The sequence below is a fragment of the Haladaptatus caseinilyticus genome, from assembly GCF_026248685.1.
Taxonomy (GTDB): Archaea; Halobacteriota; Halobacteria; order Halobacteriales; family Haladaptataceae; genus Haladaptatus; species Haladaptatus caseinilyticus.
In genome coordinates this window covers 429,951-452,036 of sequence record NZ_CP111040.1, presented here as the reverse complement: position 1 = coordinate 452,036, position 22,086 = coordinate 429,951, and the positions used below count along the sequence as shown (strand labels likewise).

14 protein-coding genes and 1 pseudogene are annotated in these 22,086 nt (G+C 53.6%); 8 read left to right on the top strand and 7 right to left on the bottom strand.

What is annotated here, in order from left to right; all coding sequences use genetic code 11:
* Positions 1-152 precede the first annotated feature (152 nt).
* Positions 153-2,327, top strand: coding sequence for a catalase/peroxidase HPI (gene katG, locus OOF89_RS19250; RefSeq protein WP_266081114.1), 2,175 nt, complete (start codon positions 153-155; stop codon positions 2,325-2,327).
* A gap of 130 nt (positions 2,328-2,457) precedes the next feature.
* Here katG and OOF89_RS19245 read toward each other — a convergent pair whose 3' ends face one another.
* Positions 2,458-3,741, bottom strand: coding sequence for a TIGR00341 family protein (locus OOF89_RS19245; protein ID WP_266081112.1), 1,284 nt, complete (start codon positions 3,739-3,741; stop codon positions 2,458-2,460).
* Positions 3,742-3,975: 234 nt separating this feature from the next.
* Positions 3,976-4,488: an MOSC domain-containing protein gene (locus tag OOF89_RS19240; RefSeq protein WP_266081110.1), complete on the bottom strand. Its 513-nt coding sequence runs from the start codon at positions 4,486-4,488 to the stop codon at positions 3,976-3,978.
* Between the two features lie 229 nt (positions 4,489-4,717).
* Here OOF89_RS19240 and OOF89_RS19235 point away from each other — a divergent pair, with 229 nt between their 5' ends.
* On the top strand, positions 4,718-6,226 hold the full coding sequence (locus tag OOF89_RS19235; protein WP_266081108.1) for an amidase: 1,509 nt from the start codon (positions 4,718-4,720) through the stop codon (positions 6,224-6,226).
* Positions 6,227-6,321: 95 nt separating this feature from the next.
* Here OOF89_RS19235 and OOF89_RS19230 read toward each other — a convergent pair whose 3' ends face one another.
* The 3 genes from OOF89_RS19230 to OOF89_RS19220 form a co-directional block, all read right to left on the bottom strand.
* Entirely contained in the window at positions 6,322-6,558 is a 237-nt protein-coding gene (locus OOF89_RS19230) for a hypothetical protein (RefSeq protein WP_266081106.1), read from the bottom strand.
* A 149-nt stretch (positions 6,559-6,707) separates the two neighbouring features.
* Positions 6,708-10,334, bottom strand: a complete 3,627-nt coding sequence (locus tag OOF89_RS19225; protein WP_266081104.1) for a glycoside hydrolase family 97 catalytic domain-containing protein — start codon at positions 10,332-10,334, stop codon at positions 6,708-6,710.
* Between the two features lie 188 nt (positions 10,335-10,522).
* Positions 10,523-11,896: a M14 family zinc carboxypeptidase gene (locus OOF89_RS19220; protein ID WP_266081102.1), complete on the bottom strand. Its 1,374-nt coding sequence runs from the start codon at positions 11,894-11,896 to the stop codon at positions 10,523-10,525.
* Positions 11,897-12,577: 681 nt separating this feature from the next.
* Here OOF89_RS19220 and OOF89_RS19215 point away from each other — a divergent pair.
* The 4 genes and pseudogenes from OOF89_RS19215 to OOF89_RS19200 form a co-directional block, all read left to right on the top strand.
* Positions 12,578-14,125, top strand: coding sequence for a sodium:solute symporter family protein (locus tag OOF89_RS19215; RefSeq protein ID WP_266081100.1), 1,548 nt, complete (start codon positions 12,578-12,580; stop codon positions 14,123-14,125).
* Between the two features lie 3 nt (positions 14,126-14,128).
* Positions 14,129-15,241, top strand: coding sequence for a class II histone deacetylase (locus tag OOF89_RS19210; protein ID WP_266081098.1), 1,113 nt, complete (start codon positions 14,129-14,131; stop codon positions 15,239-15,241).
* Positions 15,242-15,299: 58 nt separating this feature from the next.
* Complete coding sequence (locus OOF89_RS19205) at positions 15,300-15,794, top strand: Lrp/AsnC family transcriptional regulator (protein WP_266081096.1); 495 nt, start codon at positions 15,300-15,302, stop codon at positions 15,792-15,794.
* Positions 15,795-16,075: 281 nt separating this feature from the next.
* A pseudogene (locus OOF89_RS19200) lies at positions 16,076-16,259 on the top strand (aldehyde ferredoxin oxidoreductase C-terminal domain-containing protein); the annotation flags it as partial.
* Between the two features lie 100 nt (positions 16,260-16,359).
* Here the strand turns inward: OOF89_RS19200 and OOF89_RS19195 are convergent.
* A complete protein-coding gene (locus OOF89_RS19195; RefSeq protein ID WP_266081093.1) occupies positions 16,360-16,992 on the bottom strand; it encodes a type 1 glutamine amidotransferase in 633 nt (210 codons plus the stop codon).
* Positions 16,993-17,489: 497 nt separating this feature from the next.
* Between OOF89_RS19195 and OOF89_RS19190 the strand changes: the two genes are divergently transcribed.
* A complete protein-coding gene (locus tag OOF89_RS19190; protein ID WP_266081091.1) occupies positions 17,490-18,833 on the top strand; it encodes a glutamine synthetase family protein in 1,344 nt (447 codons plus the stop codon).
* Positions 18,834-18,985: 152 nt separating this feature from the next.
* Here the strand turns inward: OOF89_RS19190 and OOF89_RS19185 are convergent, their stop codons facing one another.
* The gene (locus OOF89_RS19185; protein WP_266081088.1) at positions 18,986-20,335 is read right to left on the bottom strand and encodes an aspartate aminotransferase family protein; all 1,350 of its coding nucleotides are present in this window, start codon (positions 20,333-20,335) and stop codon (positions 18,986-18,988) included.
* 617 nt (positions 20,336-20,952) lie between these two features.
* Between OOF89_RS19185 and OOF89_RS19180 the strand changes: the two genes are divergently transcribed.
* Positions 20,953-22,038: an outer membrane lipoprotein-sorting protein gene (locus OOF89_RS19180; RefSeq protein ID WP_266081086.1), complete on the top strand. Its 1,086-nt coding sequence runs from the start codon at positions 20,953-20,955 to the stop codon at positions 22,036-22,038.
* The last annotated feature ends 48 nt before the right edge of the window (positions 22,039-22,086 follow it).

Sequence of the window (22,086 nt, the reverse complement as noted above, 5' to 3'; positions counted from 1 at the left end):
TCGATATCACCAGTCTTTCTCGAACGGACCAACGCTCTCTTGCACACACCACTGACAAAAATTATAGCTCCTGAAAATTTTCTTGGCCTGAACCGAATACGTCCTTACCGAATTGGGAAATCTTAATAGGCAAAAGTAGCAATCGTCTGATGATGAATGGATCTAACCAAGACTGGTGGCCAAATCAGTTGAACTTGGAGATTCTCGATCAGAACGCTCGCCAAGTCGGTCCGATGGGCGAGGAGTTCGACTACGCAGAGCAATTCGAGAAGCTCGACCTCGAAGCCGTGAAGTCCGACATCGAAGAAGTAATGACGACGTCGCAGGAGTGGTGGCCGGCCGACTACGGCCACTACGGGCCACTCTTTATTCGGATGGCGTGGCACAGCGCCGGTACCTACCGTACCACCGATGGCCGCGGCGGCGCATCCGGCGGCACCCAACGCTTTGCGCCCCTCAACAGTTGGCCCGACAACGCAAACCTCGACAAAGCACGTCGACTGCTCTGGCCGGTCAAGCAGAAATACGGTCGCAAACTCTCGTGGGCAGACCTCCTGGTGTTGACCGGTAATGTTGCTCTCGAGTCGATGGGATTCGAGACGTTCGGCTTCGCCGGTGGACGCGAGGATGCCTACGAGCCCGACGAGGCCGTCTACTGGGGGCCCGAAAACGAGATGGAGGCATCCGAGCGCTTCGATGACGACGGAGAACTCGATGAGCCGCTCGGCGCGACCGTGATGGGTCTCATCTACGTGAATCCGGAAGGACCGGACGGTGAGCCAGACACCGAGGGGTCGGCGGAGAACATTCGCGAGGCGTTCGGGCGGATGGCGATGAACGACGAGGAAACGGTCGCGCTCATTGCCGGTGGACACACGTTCGGGAAAGTCCACGGTGCCGATTCCGGTGACAACCTCGGTCCGGAGCCCGAGGCGGCCCCGATAGAGGAGCAGGGCCTCGGCTGGAAGAGCAGCCACGGTACCGGCAAAGGGACCGACGCGATCACCAGTGGCATAGAGGGTCCATGGACCGGCGCGCCGACGCAGTGGGACATGGGCTACCTCGACAACCTGCTCGATTACGAGTGGGAACCGGAGAAGGGCCCCGGCGGTGCGTGGCAGTGGGCCCCAACGGACGAAACGCTACAAAACACCGTGCCGGACGCTCACGATTCGTCGAAAAAGCGCACTCCCATGATGTTGACGACGGACGTCGCCCTGAAGCGGGACCCGGACTTTCGAGAGGTCATCGAGCGCTTCCAAGAGAACCCGGACGAGTTCCAGGAGGCATTCGCGAAGGCGTGGTACAAGCTGATCCACCGTGACATGGGCCCACCGTCTCGATTCCTCGGCCCGGAGGTTCCGGACGAGGAGATGCTGTGGCAGGATCCTATTCCTGATGTCGACCACGAACTGATCGGGGACGAAGAGATCGCTGAGCTCAAGGAGACGATCCTCGCTTCGGAACTGTCCACCTCCCAACTGGTCAAGACTGCTTGGGCGTCAGCATCGACGTACCGCGACAGCGACAAGCGTGGTGGAGCGAACGGGGGCCGCATCCGTCTCGAACCGCAGAGGAGCTGGGAAGTGAACGAGCCGGAACAGCTAGAGACGGTTCTGGGGATTCTGGAAGATATTCAGGAGGACTTCAACGGCTCGCGTTCCGACGGGACAAGAGTCTCGCTCGCCGACCTGATCGTTCTGGGCGGTTGTGCAGCCGTCGAGCAGGCTGCGAGGGATGCCGGGTACGACGTGGATGTTCCATTCGAACCAGGCCGTACCGACGCCTCGCAGGAGCAAACCGACGTCGAGTCCTTTGAGGCGCTCGAACCGGAAGCAGACGGGTTCCGTAACTACCTCAGCGATGAGGACGACCGTCCGGCGGAGGAGTTGCTGGTTGACAAGGCCGAGCTCCTGAATCTGACGGCTACTGAGATGACGGTTCTAGTCGGCGGCATGCGCGCGCTGGACGCGAACTACAATGGAACTGACCTCGGTGTCTTCACTGATCAACCTGAGTCGTTGACCAATGATTTCTTCGTGAACCTGCTCGACATGGACTATGAGTGGGAAGCGTCTTCGGAATCCGATGATATCATGGAGTGGGAAACGTCCTCGGATGCCCAAGACATCTACGAGTTGCGCGACCGTGAAACGGGCGACGTCGAGTGGGCGGGAACCCGCGTGGATCTCGTCTTCGGTTCGAATTCCCGTCTCCGAGCCATTGCGGACGTCTACGCCTCCGACGACGCCGAGGAGCAATTCGTCCACGACTTCGTCGGTGTGTGGCACAAAGTGATGAGCCTCGATCGCTTCGACCTCGAGTAACCTCGGTTCGAATCTTCGAATCGCCAGTCGTGTCTGCCGTTTCGATAGGGTGTCGCTATGATACCCAACCCGGTTTCGAATCCGGTCGCTTCGAACTCCCGAACAGTGCAGGCTGTCGATTCATTTTGATTTAGGTTGAGTGCTGTCCTCGTATGAACTCGACGTGCACGGCGACCTTTGCACCGGTCGTTTTGGATAGTCGCTTATCGATTCGCTGTGCGAGGTCGGGTGGCAACGAGTCGTTCGGCCCATGAGTCACGATAACAGTTACTTCGGCGGGGTTATCGAGGAGAACGTCATCGATATCGTAGTCGACGGTGGCCTCTTCAAACTCCAATCTTCCGAACTGGCCGTCGTCGAACATCTCCTCAACCTCCGCGCTTGCACCGGTTTCTACAGTACCAACTTCGAATGATGCCCAAGTGACAGCTCCGAGAACGACCGACAGCAGAACGAGGCCGAACACGACGGTCGCGATCCGGACACGGACTGCCTGACGAGCCTGGTCTGCATGCTCTCCTTTCTCGGGGCGGTACCCTGCAAGCCATAATAAAATGAGTGCCGAGAGGTTGATGGCGAGCAGGTTCACCAACACCAGGACGCCGGCAGTGAGAATGACGCCGGGATGTCCCCACGCGACACCGAGTCCAGCGGTAGCAGCGGGTGGGATGAGTGCCACTGCAATTGCGACGCCAACGAGCGACGATCCAGCACCCCGAATAATGCTCACGGCACCGGCGACACCCGATCCGAGTGCTAGAAAGAGTGAGAGGAAATTCGGTGAGGTTCGTTCGAGAACCTGTGGAATCGTTCGAATATCGACCGGTGGTAAAAAGACCGTCTCTTTCAACACTAATCCGAGGATGGCAGCCGTCACGATTGCGGCAATCAGACCGGCTACCTGCAGCCGTACTCCTCGTGATGTCATGTCTGAATCTGCGAGAACAGCCCCAACACTGGCCGATATAGCAGGTCCCATGAGTGGTGCGATAACCATCGCACCGATAATGGTTGCTGCTGAATCGAGTAGTAACCCAGTTGTCGCGATAAGGGTGCTCACCACGAGGAAGGTGAAGAATGTCGAGGCTGCAGGTGCGAGGTCCTCGGCACGTGCTCGAAGCTCGTCACGTGAGATACGGTGTCCCTGATACCGATCTGTGAGTGACTTGATCCGTTCGGAAACGACCGTCTCCGTCGGCATGACGATTGTATAGGAATTTTCCTTGATGCCTGCCGCATAGAGGCTATCGAGCACCGGTTCAACACCGGAATCAGGAACAGGGAAGGAGACGAGCGCCTCGAAATCACCACGACCGGTCTCCTCAAAGACGGCATAATCGATTCCTTCTTCATCGAGCGCTGTTAGGACGTCTGCTCGATCCCCTCTTGGGATTAGCACCTGGACAAGACGCATACAGTTAATACGAGTGGTTAGCTATATATCATTACCTTCAGATACATCCGGTGGTACACTCCAGTTCGGCTTTCGTTTCGGTTGTGAAAACCAATCGATAGTGGTGGATATCATCAATGGCAAGAACGCTGAAAAATCGACTAGCGAAATGATGTTGCCTTTAGACCTGATCCGTTCAACCTCGGCAAAATTCCATATTCAGGAATCTCTATTTCTTGCTTGATAGTGAGTATATCATTGAGTTTTCGAACGTAATCGATCGATAATACTGCCAGTCGTATCAAGTGGCTCGATATTGGTGATAGAATCCCCGACACTGATTCGCCCGGATTCGATGACATCTGCACAGATACCCCCGCGACCCTTTTTGAGTGCTCTGGCAACGCCGTCCTGTTCGTTGATCTGCTCGACGTGGGCACAGGGTGGACGTGGTCGTGTGCCTTCTAATACCACACCGCCGATTCTAAATCGATGTTTCAGGAGGTCGTGTACATCGATTCCTTCCGTGACAATATTTCGTCGGTGCTCACCGGCCGTCAAATCGAGCTCAAATTTCTGATTGATCTCGTCGATTGCCTCTCCAGCGATCACCGTCACCTGACAGACATCGTACGGCGAGTAGTAGCCAGTTCCGTTGAAATAGCGGTCATGCTGGAGTCCCTTGTTGGCGACGGCTTGTACCTCCATGACCGACTGCATCGGTTCGGACCCGGCCGCTGCGATGAAGAGATCGGTAACGTGGCCCATGCTTTGTATTTGAACTCGAACGAAGATAACGACTCACACCATCTCCGATTTTCTGACGACTTGGTTCAGGACCACTATCGCAATCGGAATCAACTGAGGGGACAGCAATCGGGCAAAGACCGTCCAATCGAGACGATCATTACCGACGTACGGTGTGTACGCTTAGCAATACACCACCCACGGTAGGGTTATCGTATGTGCGGTGAAATCTTCCATGGGGGACGTACCGATGTCAGCATCACAATTTGAACTTCTGGAAGCGACTATCGACGACATTCATCAAGCCTACGAAGTGAGCGATCTCGATAGTCGCGAACTAGTCGATAGCTATCTCGAACGCATCGAGGCTTACGATGGAAATGGACCGAAAATTCGGTCGATAATCACCGTCAATCCTTCTGCCCGAGAGCGGGCGAAGACACTCGATCAGGAATTCCAGGAATCAGGGACCTTCGTTGGTCCACTTCACGGTATTCCAGTTGTCGTAAAGGACCAAATCGAGACGAAGGGTATTACCACGACCTTCGGCTCTATCGCGTTCGAGAACTACGTTCCCGATCAAAACGCGACGATCATCGATCGACTCGAAGACGCAGGTGCGATCATCCTTGCAAAAACAAACCTCCCTGATTGGGCGACCTCTTGGTTCGCGTTCTCGTCGGTACTTGGACGAACCAAAAATCCATATGCGCTCGACCGTGACCCGGGTGGGTCGAGCAGCGGAACCGGCGCTGCGGTCGCCGCTAATTTCGCTTCAGTCGGTATCGGGGAAGACACAGGAGGTTCGATCCGCTTGCCAGCGTCGTTTACGAATCTCTTTGGACTCCGAGTCACACCGGGACTCATCAGTCGAACGGGTTTGTCACCGCTCGTTATCTCACAGGACACGGCTGGGCCGATGACCAGAACGGTAAAAGATACCGCGATACTGCTCGATGTGCTCGTCGGATACGATTCGACCGACCCGTACACCGTAACGAACGAACTGACACACGTCGATGGAACGTACGTCGAGCAACTCTCGAAAGATGGTCTTCGAGATGCTCGAATCGGGATTCTCCGTGACAAATTTGGCAACGAGTCGGATTCCGAATCGGTCAACCGACTCGTTGAAGATACAATCGAACTGATGAGTGATGCCGGAGCAGATATCGTAGATCCAGTTCGGATCGCTGATATCGATGAATACGTCGAAGAAACCTCCTTGTATCTCGTTCAATCGAAACGAGATATCAACGAGTTCCTCTCCGACCGAGCGGATACGCCAGTCGAATCAGTCGATGAAATCTATGAACAGGAAAAGTACCACGAACTCCTCGATCTTCTTGAAGGTATTGCGGATGGCCCTATGGATCCAGAAGACGATCCATCGTATTGGCGAAAGATCGTTCTTCAGGATACCTTCCAACGAATTCTCCTCAACGTGTTCGCCGAACACCGACTCGACGCAGTCCTGTGTCCGGACGTGCAGGTAGTCCCACCGAAAGCGGACGAAGTGCGCTCCGGCGTGCTCGATACGCTCACATTTCCGACGAATACTGTCATCGCGTCACAGGCTGGATGCTGCGCGATGTCGGTACCTACGGGGCTAACCGATGAGGGGCTTCCCGTTGGCGCCGAACTCATCGGAAAACCATACGATGAAGCAACAGTGTTGAACCTAGCGTATGCCTACGAACAAATAGCGGATCCTCGTGTTGTCCCGAATACGACTCCGGCACTCAAATCGGAAGAATAACACGGCACACAACGGGGTATCTGTGGTGAGAACGGTGATTCCCGTCTTTTTTGGGAAAACACCGATCCGAAACAACCCATATCCACGGCGCTGACTTAGCGCTCTGAATACCACGCGTGCTTTTGTTGTTCATCGTCATTTTTCGGACCATCGGTCTCATCGACACGCTTCTCCAACTCGGCCACACGCTGTTGCAAGTCATCAATTTCCTTGCCGAGCGTCGTAATCGTCTCACTGAGTATCCCGATTACGTTTCGCGTGTCGGTATCGATGCCATGAACTGCCTGCATCTCACTCAGCTGCTTTCGAAGTTCTTCTTGGGAATCGGTCATACGTTTACTGTAGGATGCATCCACCACAAAAATGTGGGCCAAAAAGTTCTATTCCATACATATCAAATTAAATTATAATATAGATAGAATGACAGAGGATGTTCGAAGTGGAAACGGTCTATTGTACTGGACGGCGGCGGACGGATTGCTTACTGACCGTCGTAGTCAGGACGAACCGGTCCGAGCGGACCCGCATACAGGCCGCCCCCACCGATATCGTCGTAGACCCTGATTGCGATGACGTTTTCTCCGCCGTAATTGACGTTCTCGGATGGCACCGTATACTCTCTCGTTTCTTGCCATGCGGTCTCGAAGCCGTTCTCGGGAAAGGTCCCGAGTTGACCGATTTGTACCCCGTTGAAGAACGTCTGGTCGACGTCGTCGATTTTGCCAACCGGCAGGAGGATATCCGCGTCGTACTCCTCCCAAGACGCTGGGATAGTGATGGTCTTCCGGTACCATCCGAACACCTCGGCTTCCGTATATCCGGAGTGGGCCTCCCATTTTGCGGGTAGCTCGACATGCTCCCACTTATCGTCGTCGTAGTCACGACGAGCCCAAGACACGTCGTCACCTTTCCGGAACAGCCACTCCGAGGAGAGTTGCATCGACGGCAATATCTGTACCGTCTGTGCAGGAAGGGCGTCGTCTATCGAGCGTCCAACTCGAACTTCGTGGTTGCCCGCTGAGAGATGGGGAAGCTCGAATCGCGCGGTACTTTCACTTTCGCCGGGCGACAAGCGGACGAACACGTTGGAGACCTCCTCGCCATCGACGAAGACACGGAGGGTTTCCCCGCCGACAACCGAACCGGAGTTCGTTCCGGTAATCGTCACGCTCATCGATTGCCCGGAGACGACAGCATCCGGTGTTTCGAACGACGAATATTCCTGTTTAGGTTGTTTGTAGGCGGGGAGGTCGGTCATTTCATCGCCGGTAGCAGGACGCAGTCGAATTGCCTGCCCACCACTTGCGGCCATCGAGGTTCGGAGCGTCGTTCGTGGCGTAACGAGAAGTTCGTCGAACCGAACATCCGTCGGATTCACGTCGTAGCGAGCATCGCTCCCATCGGAGTAAATCTCGGCGACGTATTTGGGGCCGTTTGGTGCTGAGTTACGACCATCCGCGTTCTTGGAGGCGGGACTGAGGAAATCGAGCGATACATCGACGGCCTGTCCGTCTTCGCCGGTCATTGCGCCGACGAACCACTCGCTGCCCTTTCGACGGGCAGTAACGGTGTAGTTTCCGATTTTGGCGTCGAGAACGTTCGTATCGTCCCATCCACCGGCGGGAACTGCTTTCAAGAACTCGAACTCAGTCTCGGTCTCGAAATTCTCGTTCTCGGGTGAATATCCAACATATTCGGCCGGTATCGGGACCGCCGCGCAGTGCTCGGTGACGGCGACTGTATTGAGATTGAACCCGCCGACGTCTCCAGTGAATGTCTCCCCGGTATCGTCGTAGTGTAGTTCGATTGCGACAGTGTTCGTTCCCTCATTTAACTCGACTTGTGTCGTGAACACGTTCCAGTCGTCCCAGTATTCCGTGAACGACGGTGTAATAGTCTCCGTCGTATCGTTCACTCGGAGCGTGGCTTGTGCTTCACCAGCATCGACTACACGACCCGCGTTCTCCTCAGGCGCGCTGGCGTAGCGAAGGTGCAGATCGTATGTGTCGTCGGTTGGAACGTCAGTGACGGTCCACGAAACTGCGGAACCGGACGGCGCTCGATTCGGGTCGACGGCAACGTAATTGGTGCCGAATGCGTTCCGCCAATTGTCGGCGGTGACGAATCCATCGATGTCGCCCGCAGCCGCTTGGAGGAGTTCACCGACTGCCAGTTCCGGGTTGATGTACGCTTCGATGCGGTCGGCAAGCATCTGTAGCCCGGCGTTGTAAGTCGGGTACATCGCGAGCTGTTTGGCCCGTGTCGTCTGGATCTGGCCGCCGGTGTCGTCGTTGAACGTGATATCGAAAATACCGGGTTGATAGCTCGCCGGCCCAGCGAGCATCCGAGTGAATGGTAGCGTGACGTGATGGTCACGGCCAACGTCCGACCCGAGCGCGCCGAAACCATCGTACTCCTGTGCCTTTATTGTCTCAGTCGATGCGAGGTTTGGATAGGTTCGTCGCTTGCCGGTCGGTTTGTCCGCTTCGTGGCGTTCCAATAATTGCCGGTTACCCGCCGCCTTGCGCGCGACCAGTTCGTGATGGTTGATCGCGATTTGACAGTGGTGGTTGATCGTGGCAGTACCGCCGTCACCTTGGTTACCCAAACCGGCGTCGTTGACGTAGCCGTTCTTGATGCTTCGAATGTCGTGGTCTTCGTAGTACTCGAAGATATCGTCGTTCAGGATCTGTTCTTCGTAGTTGACGAGGTTTCCTCCGGTCTCGTTGTGGGCGGTCATCTCGACGCTGGGTGAGAGCGACTGACCGTAATCGGTGGCTGTTGAGAGGCTGAAGTCCGGATACGACTGGTCGAAGTCCATCGCAACACCGGACCCGGGATAGCTGTCCCAGCCCTGATTCCATCCCTCTACGAGAACGCTCTCGATACTGTTCTCGCTGGCGAACTTCATGTAGCGTTTCATGCGCTCAGTGCGGGCACCGTGGATGTACGCCGCCGGATTTGTGCCTGCTTTTTCGAGTTCGGCATCGGACTGATACTCCCACTTGGCGTTCCCGGCAATCATCGTCCACCAGATACCAATGTATTTTCGCGGGACGATCCAACTTGTATCCGGTTTTCCTTCGGTCGTCGGGAGGACTGAGTCGTCTAACTCGTCGTTGAGAAGTGGAATCAGCGACGATTCGACAAGGTCACCAGGACTCGTTCCGACTTGGATGGTTCGCCACGGAGTCACTGCCGGCGTCTGGGTCGAAACCTTGGTTCCATCGGGAAGCGGCGCGAGTTCCGCCGCGAACTCCGTCCCGTCGCCATCAGACCGAGGTGCAAGCGTCATCGTGGCGTAATCCGTGAGGTCCGCCTCGTGAACGCTCAGATACGTGTCCTCTCCGGCTTTCACGGTGAGCGGCGTGTGTGCGCCGTTCCGAATGGTATTGTCGTTCGGTCGGATGGTTCTGGTACCGGCTTCGATTTCGCTGAGCTTGGTCCGTTGGTACTCCTGTTCGAACCGGGGGTTGACGAGTTCGTTCGTTATCCACCACGCGTCGTAATCCCCACCGAAGTTGAACTGGGTGTTCTCCGACGTGACGACCATATTCTCGCTATTGCTGGCGAAGTGGTCGTCGAACACGAACCGGAATCCAAGTCCGTCGTCGAATACGCGGAACTCCAAGTTCGCCGCGCGCTTCGGCGCGCTCGTTTCGGCGAGTCCAATACGTAGGTACGTATACTTTGCCGTGACGGACTCGTACTGATCCCAAATCGGGTCCCAGCGTTCGGTTTCGGTTCCGCTCTCGGTCCCCGTCACCGTGATCGCTGAACTTGTGCTCTCATCCGACGTGACGCCGAAGGCCGGTTGATTCTGGAACTCGAATCCGAGTCTGGAATCGGAGATAACAGTCGTGCCATCGAATTCAAGACTGTAGTTCGGTGTGCCGTCAGCGACGTCTATCATCACTTTCACTCGTCCGTTCGGAGATGCGATTTGCTGTGTATCTGAATCGTTCCCTTCCGTAAGATGCGCGGTAACCGCGTCTGGAACAGACCGTGTGTACGCACCAGCAGCGAGGAGCGATGTCACTCCTCCGATGAAGTTTCGCCGATTTAGTACTGTGTCGTTACGCTCTCCGCCGTTTTCTTCCAATGTCATCTAATTTCTTTTTACTATAATTGTTATTAATGATTTTGGCCACCGTCGTTGGTTTCTTCTTCAAAATCGGTTTCGATGCCCCCTCGGTGTATTTAACTTCCCGCAGATCTGACAATCGACCGCTGTTCCGTTAGGACAAAAAACCGCTTCCCAGTGGTTCGTGAGCTGTCTCGCGAGACCTGTAACCGTCAGTCGAGCCACACGCCACGAGCTTGTGGAGATCTAGAGGGTGCGTTTGGTTTGCTTTGGGACCTCGATTCGGGCTGATGACGAAGTTTCGCTCGGCCACCCCTTGCGCCGTCGATCGACTTCCCTTTGAGTGGGATATCGAAATATTCGGTCGCATCGACCGAACTGAGGGTTGGGTCGGACGCGATAGCGGCGAACGACTCGAGGAATCCGACCCGCGATGCTTCGACTTTCAACCCGTAGGCGCGAGAGCCGACTGAACTGGATTGACCGGAGATTTCGTATAGCATTCCTGCAGCGTTCGTTTGCGGACAAAGTGCATCCAAATACGACCCCCAAAGCGTGGCGTATCCGTATCGAGTGACGGTGTCGAAAACGTCCCATGGACCGGTCGTATCCGCGAGACGTGTTGCGACGAGTCGATTCAAGCGAAGCGAGCGAACACTCGTCGATTCGTCCAAGAACGGATTGACGTACTCCGAAACCGGCTTCGATGGGTCGTGATACGGGGCCTGTTTCTTGAACGACGTGCCAAATGGTGCCATGACGCTCATCACTGACGGTTCGGGTGGCTCTGTGTCCGGAACTGTCGGAATTCCTTGATGATGATGTGTGATGGCGAAATCCGGATTCGCCCGCAGGAACGACTCAGTCACGGCCCGCACCTCAGGTGACAACCTAAGCCCACTGGCGGCGAGCGTCCGCCCCTTGTAGGGAAGATTTAGCTGCCACTCTCCATCGGTTTGCTCCCACCACGAGGCGCGGGCGTCCGAATTCGCGTCGAAATCAGGACGGATGTTGAAATCACGATTCATGTCGTACCCGGTCGGCGAATCCGACGGCCTGTAGTGATAGTACGGCTCGTGGCGTGAATCATCCCGACACCACGGTTGTGTATTCGTCCGTCTCGTCACCCGTTCTTGATCCCCATCGTCGTCTTGGTCTCGACTGAACATCGCTCCATCTGGGTTCACTCGTGGGACGACAGTCAGGGAGATATTGTTCTGTATTCGCTCCGCCGTTTCGGAGGACGAAACGCTCAATTGACGAAGTACCCGCAAAATCGCTTCGGTTCCTGCCGGCTCATCGCCATGGATCTGTGTAATGAGGTGAACGTTCGTATCGCCGGAGCCCATGTGTACCTCCCAGAGCGGAGTGTTCAGGCCGGCGGACCGTCCTATCCGTCGCAGGGCCACGAGGTCGCTTTCCCTGTCGAGGAGCCGTAATCGGCGAGCCAACTGTTCGTTCGTGAGATACGCGTTCGGGTCACGGTACCTCGCTGTCTGTCGTTCGTGTGCGCGTGCCACCGTTTGTGAAATCGATCCAGCGGTTGCAGCTATTCCGAGTGACTTGAGAAAATTCCTTCTTTCCATACCATATAAAAATACTGTGGAAACATATTATTATTTTAATTAATTGGATATGAAGTAGATATCCTTCGGTAACCTCCTCCGCGAAAACGGAAGCGCTATCGGACCGGTTTTCGAAAGGAGTGATTCATGTTTCAAACAAAAAGGTAGCTACGACGACACGTCCGTTCTGTTTTGGTGACCGTGAATTCACACCGGATACGCGGCCGACCGGCAACGATTGCATGTTAGAGAGGTTCGTAGCACCCCCGGTCCGATATAAAATTCAGCTGAATCATTATTACCACATATTGTTACCGCATAAGATTGGTTCGTGACCCAAATAAGAACAGATTATCAAACTCTATTCAGGATATCAATATCTTATTAAAAAGTATCCGATTAGATAACGAATATTTATTAGTCAGTATGTTACTGGTTATAACAGAGCATGGGAATAGCAAACACAGTTTCCAGATATATACGAGGTATCGACCGTCGAACCGTCGTTGGAGCTGCGACCCTCTATTTTGTCGCGTTATTTCTTTCCGTTTTTCCGCCCTTCTTTGATGTCGTTAATCGTGCGGAGCCCTACATTTTCGATCTACCATTTGTACTCTTTTGGTTACTCTTCGTGAGCGTGATGATGGCGATCGGCTTGGCAGTCCTCTATTGGGTTGAGAGCACACGAGGTGAGGTGGTGTAATGGCCCTAAATGATATTCTTCCCGCCATTCTCATCTTTGCCTACCTCGGTTTACTCGGTGTATTCGTGTTGGTGTATGGACGTCTACGCGAGCGAACGATGGAAGAGTATGCAGTTGCTGGCCGGTCGTACTCTTGGTGGACGATGCTGTTCACCGTCTTAGCAACCTGGATCGTAGCGAGTTATTACACCAGTTGGTTCGCCTGGGCTGGTTCCGGAGGGGCGATCGCATTCTATGTGATGTTTTACACGGTGACCGCCCTCGTCGTGTACTATGCCATTGCCCCGCGAATCTGGAAATGGGGTAAGCTTCACGATCTCTATAATATGCCGGATTTCATACGCCTACGTTTTAATTCACCTGGACTTGCGGTACTCGTCGCTGTTACAGGTATCATTATCGGTGCGCCCTGGCAGGTACTTAGCATCAAAACCTTCGGATTTCTCATGTCTGAGGCGACGAATGGAACGATTCCATTCAATATCGGAATGGCACTCATCACGCTCGTCGTTCTCGGGTATATCGTCTTCGCGGGAATGCGGAGTGTCGTCGTTACTGACTTCGTTCAGGGCATCGTTTCGACTGTTCTCCTATTCGTCGCCCTCTTTTGGATCGCACACAGCCTATTCGGTGGATTCGGCCCGCTGTTGAATCAGGTTGCCCAGCAACATCCGGAAAACATGACCGTCCATGCTAGTGACGGCTATTGGACCTCAATCATTCTCACTGGGACGATCGGTGGCTACGCGTGGCTAGAAGTCTTCAATCGGATCTTCCTTGCCAAGGACGTTAAAGAGGTGAAAAAACTCGCAGTCGGTGCGCCGATCCTTGCGGCCCTCGCCGTGTTCTTCTTACTGCTCCTTGGAATGGGTGCGAGTCTTATACCACAGGCTTCCAATGCTGGTGAGAGCGCCTTTTTCGTGATGGCTCGGATGGCGGGTGGCCCAGTTTTACTAGCGGGAGTCGGTATCATCGTCCTCGCAGCGGGGATGTCGAGTATCGACTCGCAGTTGGCGACAATGGGTGTCGTGACCTCTTGGAACATCGTCAAGGAATTCAAACCAGAGATGTCGATGAGTAAGGCGGTCAACATTTCCCGTGTCGTGATCGTTGTTTGGGTCGCGATCGCTTACTTTTTGGCGACGCTCGATCTCCCATTGCTGGCGAAAATAGCTATTTGGACGTACGAGGGTATCGTTCACCTTCTTCCACCGGTCATCTTTGGATTGTTCTGGAAGAAAGGTAATAAATACGGTGCGATAGCTGGAATCGTTCTCGGCCTCATTGTAACCTATTCGATGAACTTCGTTTTGGCACCGAGTATGGGTGGTCCTATCGCAGAAATCGGCGGTTTCACCGGCGCGATTATCGGTTTGCCGGTGAACGTCGGTGTGTACGTGATCGCTGCATATTTCGGCCCGAGAGTGGACTACATCGACGAACTGTTCGCGGAGATTCACCAATATGATGGTGAGGATATAGACATCGAGAGCCGAAGCCGTGTGCTCGACCGCTACGATCCACTTTCCTTCGGAGAGGACGATTGAGAAATGACTGACCTTCATGTGTTTTGGGACGACAGCTTCACTGCTCACACGCCCCCCGCCGGAGAGTTCGAAACCAAGTGGAGTGGCCGCTTGGCAGCGAAAGAGCCCCACCCGGACCGGGAGGAGCGCGTTCGAAACATTCGTTCGATAATCGAACACGTACTCGACGATCGGGCGAACTGGCAGTCGGTTGCACCGGCTACCAAAGCGCAACTCAATCGTGTTCACTCGTCCGAATATATAACTGAATTCGAACGGTTCTGTGAGGCGGGCGGTGGTCGGCTTACTGCGGAGACAGGGGCAAACGAGGCATCTTACTCGGCAGCACGACATGCTGCGGGAGCAGCGATACAGGCAGCTGAAACGGCTATCGACTGTGACGACAGCGTTCCGTATGCACTCGTTCGGCCGAGTGGTCATCATGCTCAACCGACCCAGGCGGATGGATTCTGTTTTTTCAATAACATCGCTGTCGCCGCTGAACATCTCCTACAAACCGAGGACATCGAACGGGTCGGCATTCTCGATTGGGACGTACATCATGGAAACGGCACGCAGGAGTGCTTTTATGACCGGGATGACGTGCTCTTCGTGAGCCTTCACAACGACCACTGGTCGTGGGATCCGAATGCACATCCACAGACTGGCGATGTCGATGAATATGGGGTCGGCACGGGACAGGGATATAATCTCAATATACCGCTACCGCCCGGTACCGGCAATTCCGGCTACGAAGCGGCATTCGATCGGATCGTCGAACCGGTTTTCGAGGCGTATGATCCCGACGTGCTGTTGATCAGCGCCGGTCAGGACCCGGGTGTCGTCGATCCACTCGGTCGAAACGTAGTGACCAAGAGGGGATTTGAGTCGTTCGGTCGGCGTGCTCGGAGGATGGCAGAGAAGTATAGTGACGGTCGATTCGCGATCGTCCAAGAAGGTGGCTATCAAGTCAGCCATCTCGCCTATGCTACCTTGGGCGTTCTCGAAGGCTCGCTCGGTGTGGAGACGGGGATCGAAGATCCGTTTGCTTGGCTCGATGAGGACCTTCAGTCCGCGCGGGCGGCAGTGACTCGAATCGCGGACCGATTCACGAACGATTGGCCGGTTGTCGCCTGATTCGTGAGAAATTTTTTCGATACAGAATACCTTTAAACACAGATTATGGACTATGTTTATGGATGAAAAGGATATTCAAATCCTAAAAGCGATAGGAACACTCAAGTCGGGAAGTCCGGACAAGATCAGCAATGAAACTGGCATTCCTAAATCGACCGTCCATTATCGGCTGGAGAAACTCCAGGAACGGGGGATACTCAACGATGTATTTGAGTTCGATCTCGAAAATTCCGGCTTCAAACTCACGCTTATCACCGAGGTGTGGGCCGACTATAGTCCGGAATATCATCAGATAGTCGGCGATAAATTGGCAGCTATTTCGGGAGTTAACGAGGTGTACTTTACCCTCGGTGATACCGATTTCGTACTCATCTCGCATCTAACATCTCGAGAAATGGTTGAAAAATTGATAAGCAAATTCGAGGAAGTAGAAGAAGTCGAACGAACGAGCTCGAAGTTCGTGATCACGACGATCAAGAAAGGGACGAATCCCTTCGATGACTACACATATGATGAACTCGTGAGCTCATTAGTCGCCGATAATCAAGAATGAACTCCACTATCGATTCGTAGCGGACGAGTGTACCATATTTGGTGGGGTATTTAATATAAGATTGCCAGTGCCCACATGTGTCGGAGAACTCTGTTCTAATATCATAAAATATCTTGAATTGTGTTTATTAATTATTGGAATTTTGAACAATGGACGGTATATGGTAGATATGTTGTCTCCAGACGGGTCGCTCCTCACCATCGACGTCGGAAAGCGGACAGCCGAAGCGGAGGTTATCGAAGCGATTCGTTCATCATATATCCACGGTTGGAGTGCCGGGGGACGACAACGCGAACGTGGAGTCCGAAGGCCCCGAATTCGAAACGGTGATGGCATTCGGATCGAACCAGGACATCGACGACATCGTGGAGGTAATGCGTGCAAACGATCTCTGCGACGAGTTGGGAATGGGTACGATCTCCTGTTGATGTTGTGGCGGCTTTTGAAGACGCAGTGAGTGAGTATTACCATCTCCGTGGGTGGAACGACGATGGAACGGTACCGGTACAAGCACTTCCAGAGGACGTACAAGCAGTAGGATCGAATTGACCGGGTTCGTCACCCATCAGACGGCATCACAAATCGTTGCGAAATTGGACAGTACCTCCGTCGCAGTGATGTCTTCAAACGTGTGTTCGCCCGACGACCAGTCGTCAGGACGATCAACGACTCGTTCGGTGAATTCGGGATGGAACTGAACGGACCAAATCGGCGCGGATTCGTGACGTGTGCAGAAATTCTCGCTGTACTCAGTTCGGGCGGTCGCAATCATTCCGTCGCCTCGTTCGGCGACGATGTCGGCATGTAACACCGGGACGTGATCCGCTACTCCCTCTAGAATCGGATCCGTTGCGACCTGATTCATCTCGACGAACGTGGCTCGACGACGGTCGGATGTGACGCGTCCGCCCAACGCACGATTGATCAACTGGTGTCCGAAACAGATTCCAAGCAACGGAACCTCCTCTCTCAGACAGCGACGGACCAGTTCTACTTGTGGGTCGACCCAGTCGGCTTCTGCATCGTCGTACACACTGGCTGTCGAACCACTAATGACGATGCCTTCGTACTCATCGAGATCGGGTTCGAACGGGTCCTCGACGTAGATTTCGTATTCAGCATCGGGGAGAAGGCGCTCTATCTCCGGTGCGAGATAGCGATATTCTGGTTGTACTTCGTCGTCCAAGACTAATATCATTGTTCCAATTATCATACTTTGTCCTAATAAGGCCTTCTACGTCTAGATTCAATCCACAGATCACCACAAGAGTAGGATGCTGTCTATGATTTTTATATTCCTGTCAATAGATGTCTGGTTTTCACTACTGTGGATGAGAAACATCTGCTCGGATTCGTTCGATCGAAATCGGCTCGCGGTTATGTGATCGGCAAAACGTGATTCTGTTCCGCATACTTGTCGTTGCTCACCGTTTTAATTCGAGAAAGTGGGTGGGAATTTCGAATCACGGAGGCCTCCGGAGTCGATCCCACTGAAACTACAAAAACTGCTCTTATGTATCACGATGACGAATGCTCGGAATTGTATGAACGGTTGAGATTGTTCATCAGCCACACTTGTATTCTGTCTTACGTTGGCGGACTTCTCTGTCTGGGGTTCATAAAATCCTCCGATTATAGGTTTTAGTTCGAAACCGGGCAAGCTTCAAATAGCTAGTCGTTCTTGGTTTGTTAAACATGGACACCAACGGAGACGATCAATCATCAGGGGCGAAGATGGAATCAGTGGTGCAAGACGGTGGCATTGATCATATCTTCCTCGAGTTTGCTGATATAAATGGAATATCCCGCTCGAAACAGCTGCGTGCCGACTACTTTCTTGATTCGTGGCGTGATGGGTTTGCGATGAATGCGCTGTTGCTCGTTCAAACGCCACGAAGTGACATTCCCACCAATTCCGGACTCGGTGCCGAAATCGATTACGGCGACGCGACGATACACCCTGACCCGGAGACGTTCCGACGCCTCCCATGGTTTCCGAATGCGGCACGAGTACTGTGTTCATTCAAATTGAACGGTGAACCGATTGCTGCCGAGCCTCGTCGGTTACTTCGTCAAGTAATCGCCGAACAAGCCGATTCGATGGATCTCGAATTCACCGTTGGCAGCGAACTGGAGTTTTATCTTCTGGAGACGGCTGAGAACACAGACGGGACTCGGTATGAACCTACGACCGATCACAAGCACGAATGTGTGACGTGGGCAACTGAAGAAGTGTCGTCGTTTTACCAGCACGTTACGGAATGGGCACCCGAATACGGTATCGACATACACTCCATTCAACACGAACACGGTGCTGGGCAGTTGGAAGTGCTTTTTGACTACGGGACGGCACTCTCACAAGCCGATACGACGTTCGATTTCAAACGACTCGTCAAACGAGCGGCGCGCGAGGATAGTAGCCGTGCCACGTTCATGGCAAAACCCTTCGGTGATCGGGCTGGAAGCGGATATCATCTCCACGTCGGTGCCTTCGAAAACGGCGAAAACGCATTTGCCGACGACTCTGACGGCGGTAGACTTTCAGACCGAGGTCGTTACTTTGTCGGCGGCCTATTGGAGCATGCTGACGGATTGGCGGCGATTGGAACTCCGACAATCAACGGTTTCAAACGATATGAATCCGGGTCGTTCGCTCCGTATACGGCGTCCTGGGGTTATGATAACCGCATGACCGCCCTCCGTGTTCCACCAGGTGTTACACGAATCGAAAACCGCATCGCCAGTGCAGACGCTAATCCATATCTCCTCATCGCTGCGACACTGGCCGCAGGTATCGATGGCATCAAGCGGCAGTTAGAACCAACGTCTCCGGTCGAAGGCGATCCAGCAGGGCGACGGTCACGACTCCCACACGCACCCGAACTCGCACTCCAGGGACTCGAAAACGATGACACGTTAGTCGGGGCTCTCGGAGAGGATTTCGTTCGAGCATACACTGCGACGAAGCGTCAAGAATTGGCTGCCTTTCGAGATGTCGTCACTGATTGGGAACGAGAGCAGTACGTCGAAACGCTATAGCCATCCGGGGATACTCCTCTTTTGAGGACGAGTCTCCTCCTTTCCAGAAGGCACCCCACAGCCATGATATTCACCCATTGTTTGTCTCGGCCAGCACTGTACGAACGGAATGAGAAATAAAACGATCGAATAGTACGAGGGGCGGATGCAATTCACGTCTCCTGTTCGTTGGCCAACCGAGGGGCGACGGCTTTGAACGCCTCGAGATGCTCGTCGATGTCCGCTTGACTGTGTTGAACGCTGATCGTCCACTGCTGGGATGCATCGTGTGGATGCGGGAGAACACCCTGATTTAGCATCGCGAACCAGTAGTTTTCGTGGAATCCGACGTCGACATTCGCGACGTAGTCTCGGTAATCGGTGATCGTCTCTTCGGAGAAGGAAACGGTGCCCTGGGAGTTGACGTTCTCGACGTGTCCCGTGATCCCCGTATCCTCCATTATATCTTGGTACCCCTCGGCAAGCGATTCGCCGAGGTCGTTGACGTGTTCGTAGGCATCATCGGTAAGTATCTCCTGCAAGACGGTCACCATCGCGCACAAAACGAGTGGACTTCCGTTATAGGTCCCGAAGTGGGCGGCACCATTTTCGATCTCACGCATGACCTCTTCGCGGCCACCGAAGGCACCGACTGGGAAGTTACCACCGATACTTTTAGCCATCGTTACGAGGTCCGGCTCGATTCCATAGTACTCAGCCGCCCCACCTGGAGCAATCTTTACCCCGGTTTTGACTTCATCGAAGATATAGACGATATTGTGCTCATCACAGAGGTCTCGCAATCCCTGGAGGAAGTCACCGTACGGCTGAGTCATTCCAACGTTCATCACGATCGGTTCGACGATGAGTGCCCCGATCTCGTTGACGTGATCTTTCAAAATGGCTTCGACGGCATCCAAGTCATTCCACGGTGCGACTTCGACCGTCTCCGCAGTTTTCTTGGGCACTCCTTCGCTTTCGATCACCTTAGCAGGACGTTCGGGATGACCCAGTTTTCCTTCGGGTGTGGATTTACTGATCAGGACGTAGTCGTGGACGCCATGATACGAGCCTTCGATTTTTAGCAATTTGTCGCGTCCGGAGTAGGCACGTGCAGTGCGGATCGCGTGCATCGTACTCTCGGTACCGCTGTTCGTAAACCGGACAAGATCGACTGGTTCCCATCGTTTTTTCAATTCTTTAGCGGCCTTGGCGAGTAAGTTGTGTGGATGAGTGAATAGGGTCCCATCGTGCAGTTGCTCGGTTATCGCTTCGGTTACTTTGGGGTGTGCGTGGCCGACCATTCCCGCACCGTTGTTCATGTCGAAGTCCAAGTACGAATTCCCATCTACATCGTGCAGGGTCACACCCGCTGCTCGCTCGACAATGAACGGGTACGGATCCCACGCACGGTACGTACTCGCGACACCGGCCGGTACGTGCCGATAGATTTCCTCGTAATCGTCTTTGCTTGTCGGTGTTCGCTCACGATACTCCGATTCTATATCGGTCCAGAGTTCCATAGTACAATCAATATTCGCTATGTTTTAAATATTATCCCTAGTTTTATATTTTGACCATATACTAGATCAAATTCAGGGAATAACGGTGAATTTGGCTTCTATTCAGATAGACAAATATCGCGCACAAATTCGATGTTATCCAGTTCCTCTTTGAGGGTCATCGACGATACCGGCTACTATCGTTTTCCTGATTGTATTGATTTCTCACACCACCACAAAGCATTTACCGAAGTCCACGAAGACACAAATGTGGCGCGGTCGCCTCTGACACCCCTGAATCAACCTCCCCGTGTAGGTCTGGCGCCATCACTCTAGACCCACTTCAACCGTACCCCGCCACATCCTCCTTTCCTGTTCGAACATGTGCCATAGTGTCCTCGAAACAGTATTACTCCGTTTCTGTACGAATCCAAGATCGCAATCAGTTCTGCCTAATAGCACCGCCGTCGCAGCGAGAGAATCGCCGTCTCACTCGAGTACAGCAGTAGATGGATTCAAGCCAAATTTATAATTTTGATTATACATCCTGGCGTACTTTCGTAAGCCTTGGTACCTATTATCAATTTTCATTTCTGGATAAAAGATTTCATAATATCTTAATGAATGGTTTTAGTTGCATGGTTGCACGAAAAACAACCCCCCTGATGCTGGTCATCCTTACACTTGTCGTCGCCGCTTCCGTAAGCGGTTACGCAAGCGTTGGAGACTCAGCCCTCGCACAAGACGCCACCAAACCCGCTGAATCGACGATCGAACAACACGCTCTCGGAAACAATACTACTGTCGATAGCGTTACCGGAACGATGACGATTCGGATGGAACGACCGGGTGAAACCCAGACAATGGAAGCGAAGACCTGGCAACGGCCACCGGATCACGTCCGGTATGAATATACTGATGGACCTGCAGCGGGCGACGTCATGGTCTCTAACGGCTCGAGCTTCTGGATGTACAACGAAACGACAAACACGGCCCGTCATCTGCGTCTCACGGGCGAAAATGCGGAGCAGATCCAAAACCTGACGAAGGTTTTCCAGCAGCTTTCCGATGAGTTTACCGCGGAATATCAAGGCGAAGCAACGGTCTCCGGGCAAGAAACGTACAAAGTGAGACTTCAGCCGAAAAACGAATCCCTGCAGCAAATGATGAGGAATCAGACGGTTTGGCTCGACCAAGACAACTGGTTCCCCGTGAAAACACAGGTGACGACCGCCATCGGCAACGACACAGCTACGACCACGATGACGTACTCGAACTTGACGTACAATGCGTCGATTCCGGATGATCGATTCACCTTCACGCCGCCGGCGGACGCGAAAGTAATCGATGTTGGTCTACCGGAGACCACGACGTACTCATCGATCGAAACGGCGCAGAAGTCGGTGGACTTCACGATTCGAGAGCCAACGTCAATTCCGGGTGATTATTCGCTCAAGGAGGTCTCGGTGACGACCTCGAACGGCAATGCATCGGTTTCACTAATGTACTCGAACGGGTCCGAATCGATGATCGTCTCTCAATCACCTACATCGCGCACTATCGCGGGTGGCCAGGATGTTTCGATCGCTGGTAATTCTGGGACCTACACGACTATTGGCGAGCAGAAAACCGTTCAGTGGTCGGATGATGAGTATTCCTATTCGGTGAGTGGCCCGCTCTCGAAAGCATCGCTCATCGAAACCGCGGAATCGATCTACTGCTAAGACACGCCCGGTCTGTCTAAAGATCAGAAACGGATTGCGGGTTCTTTT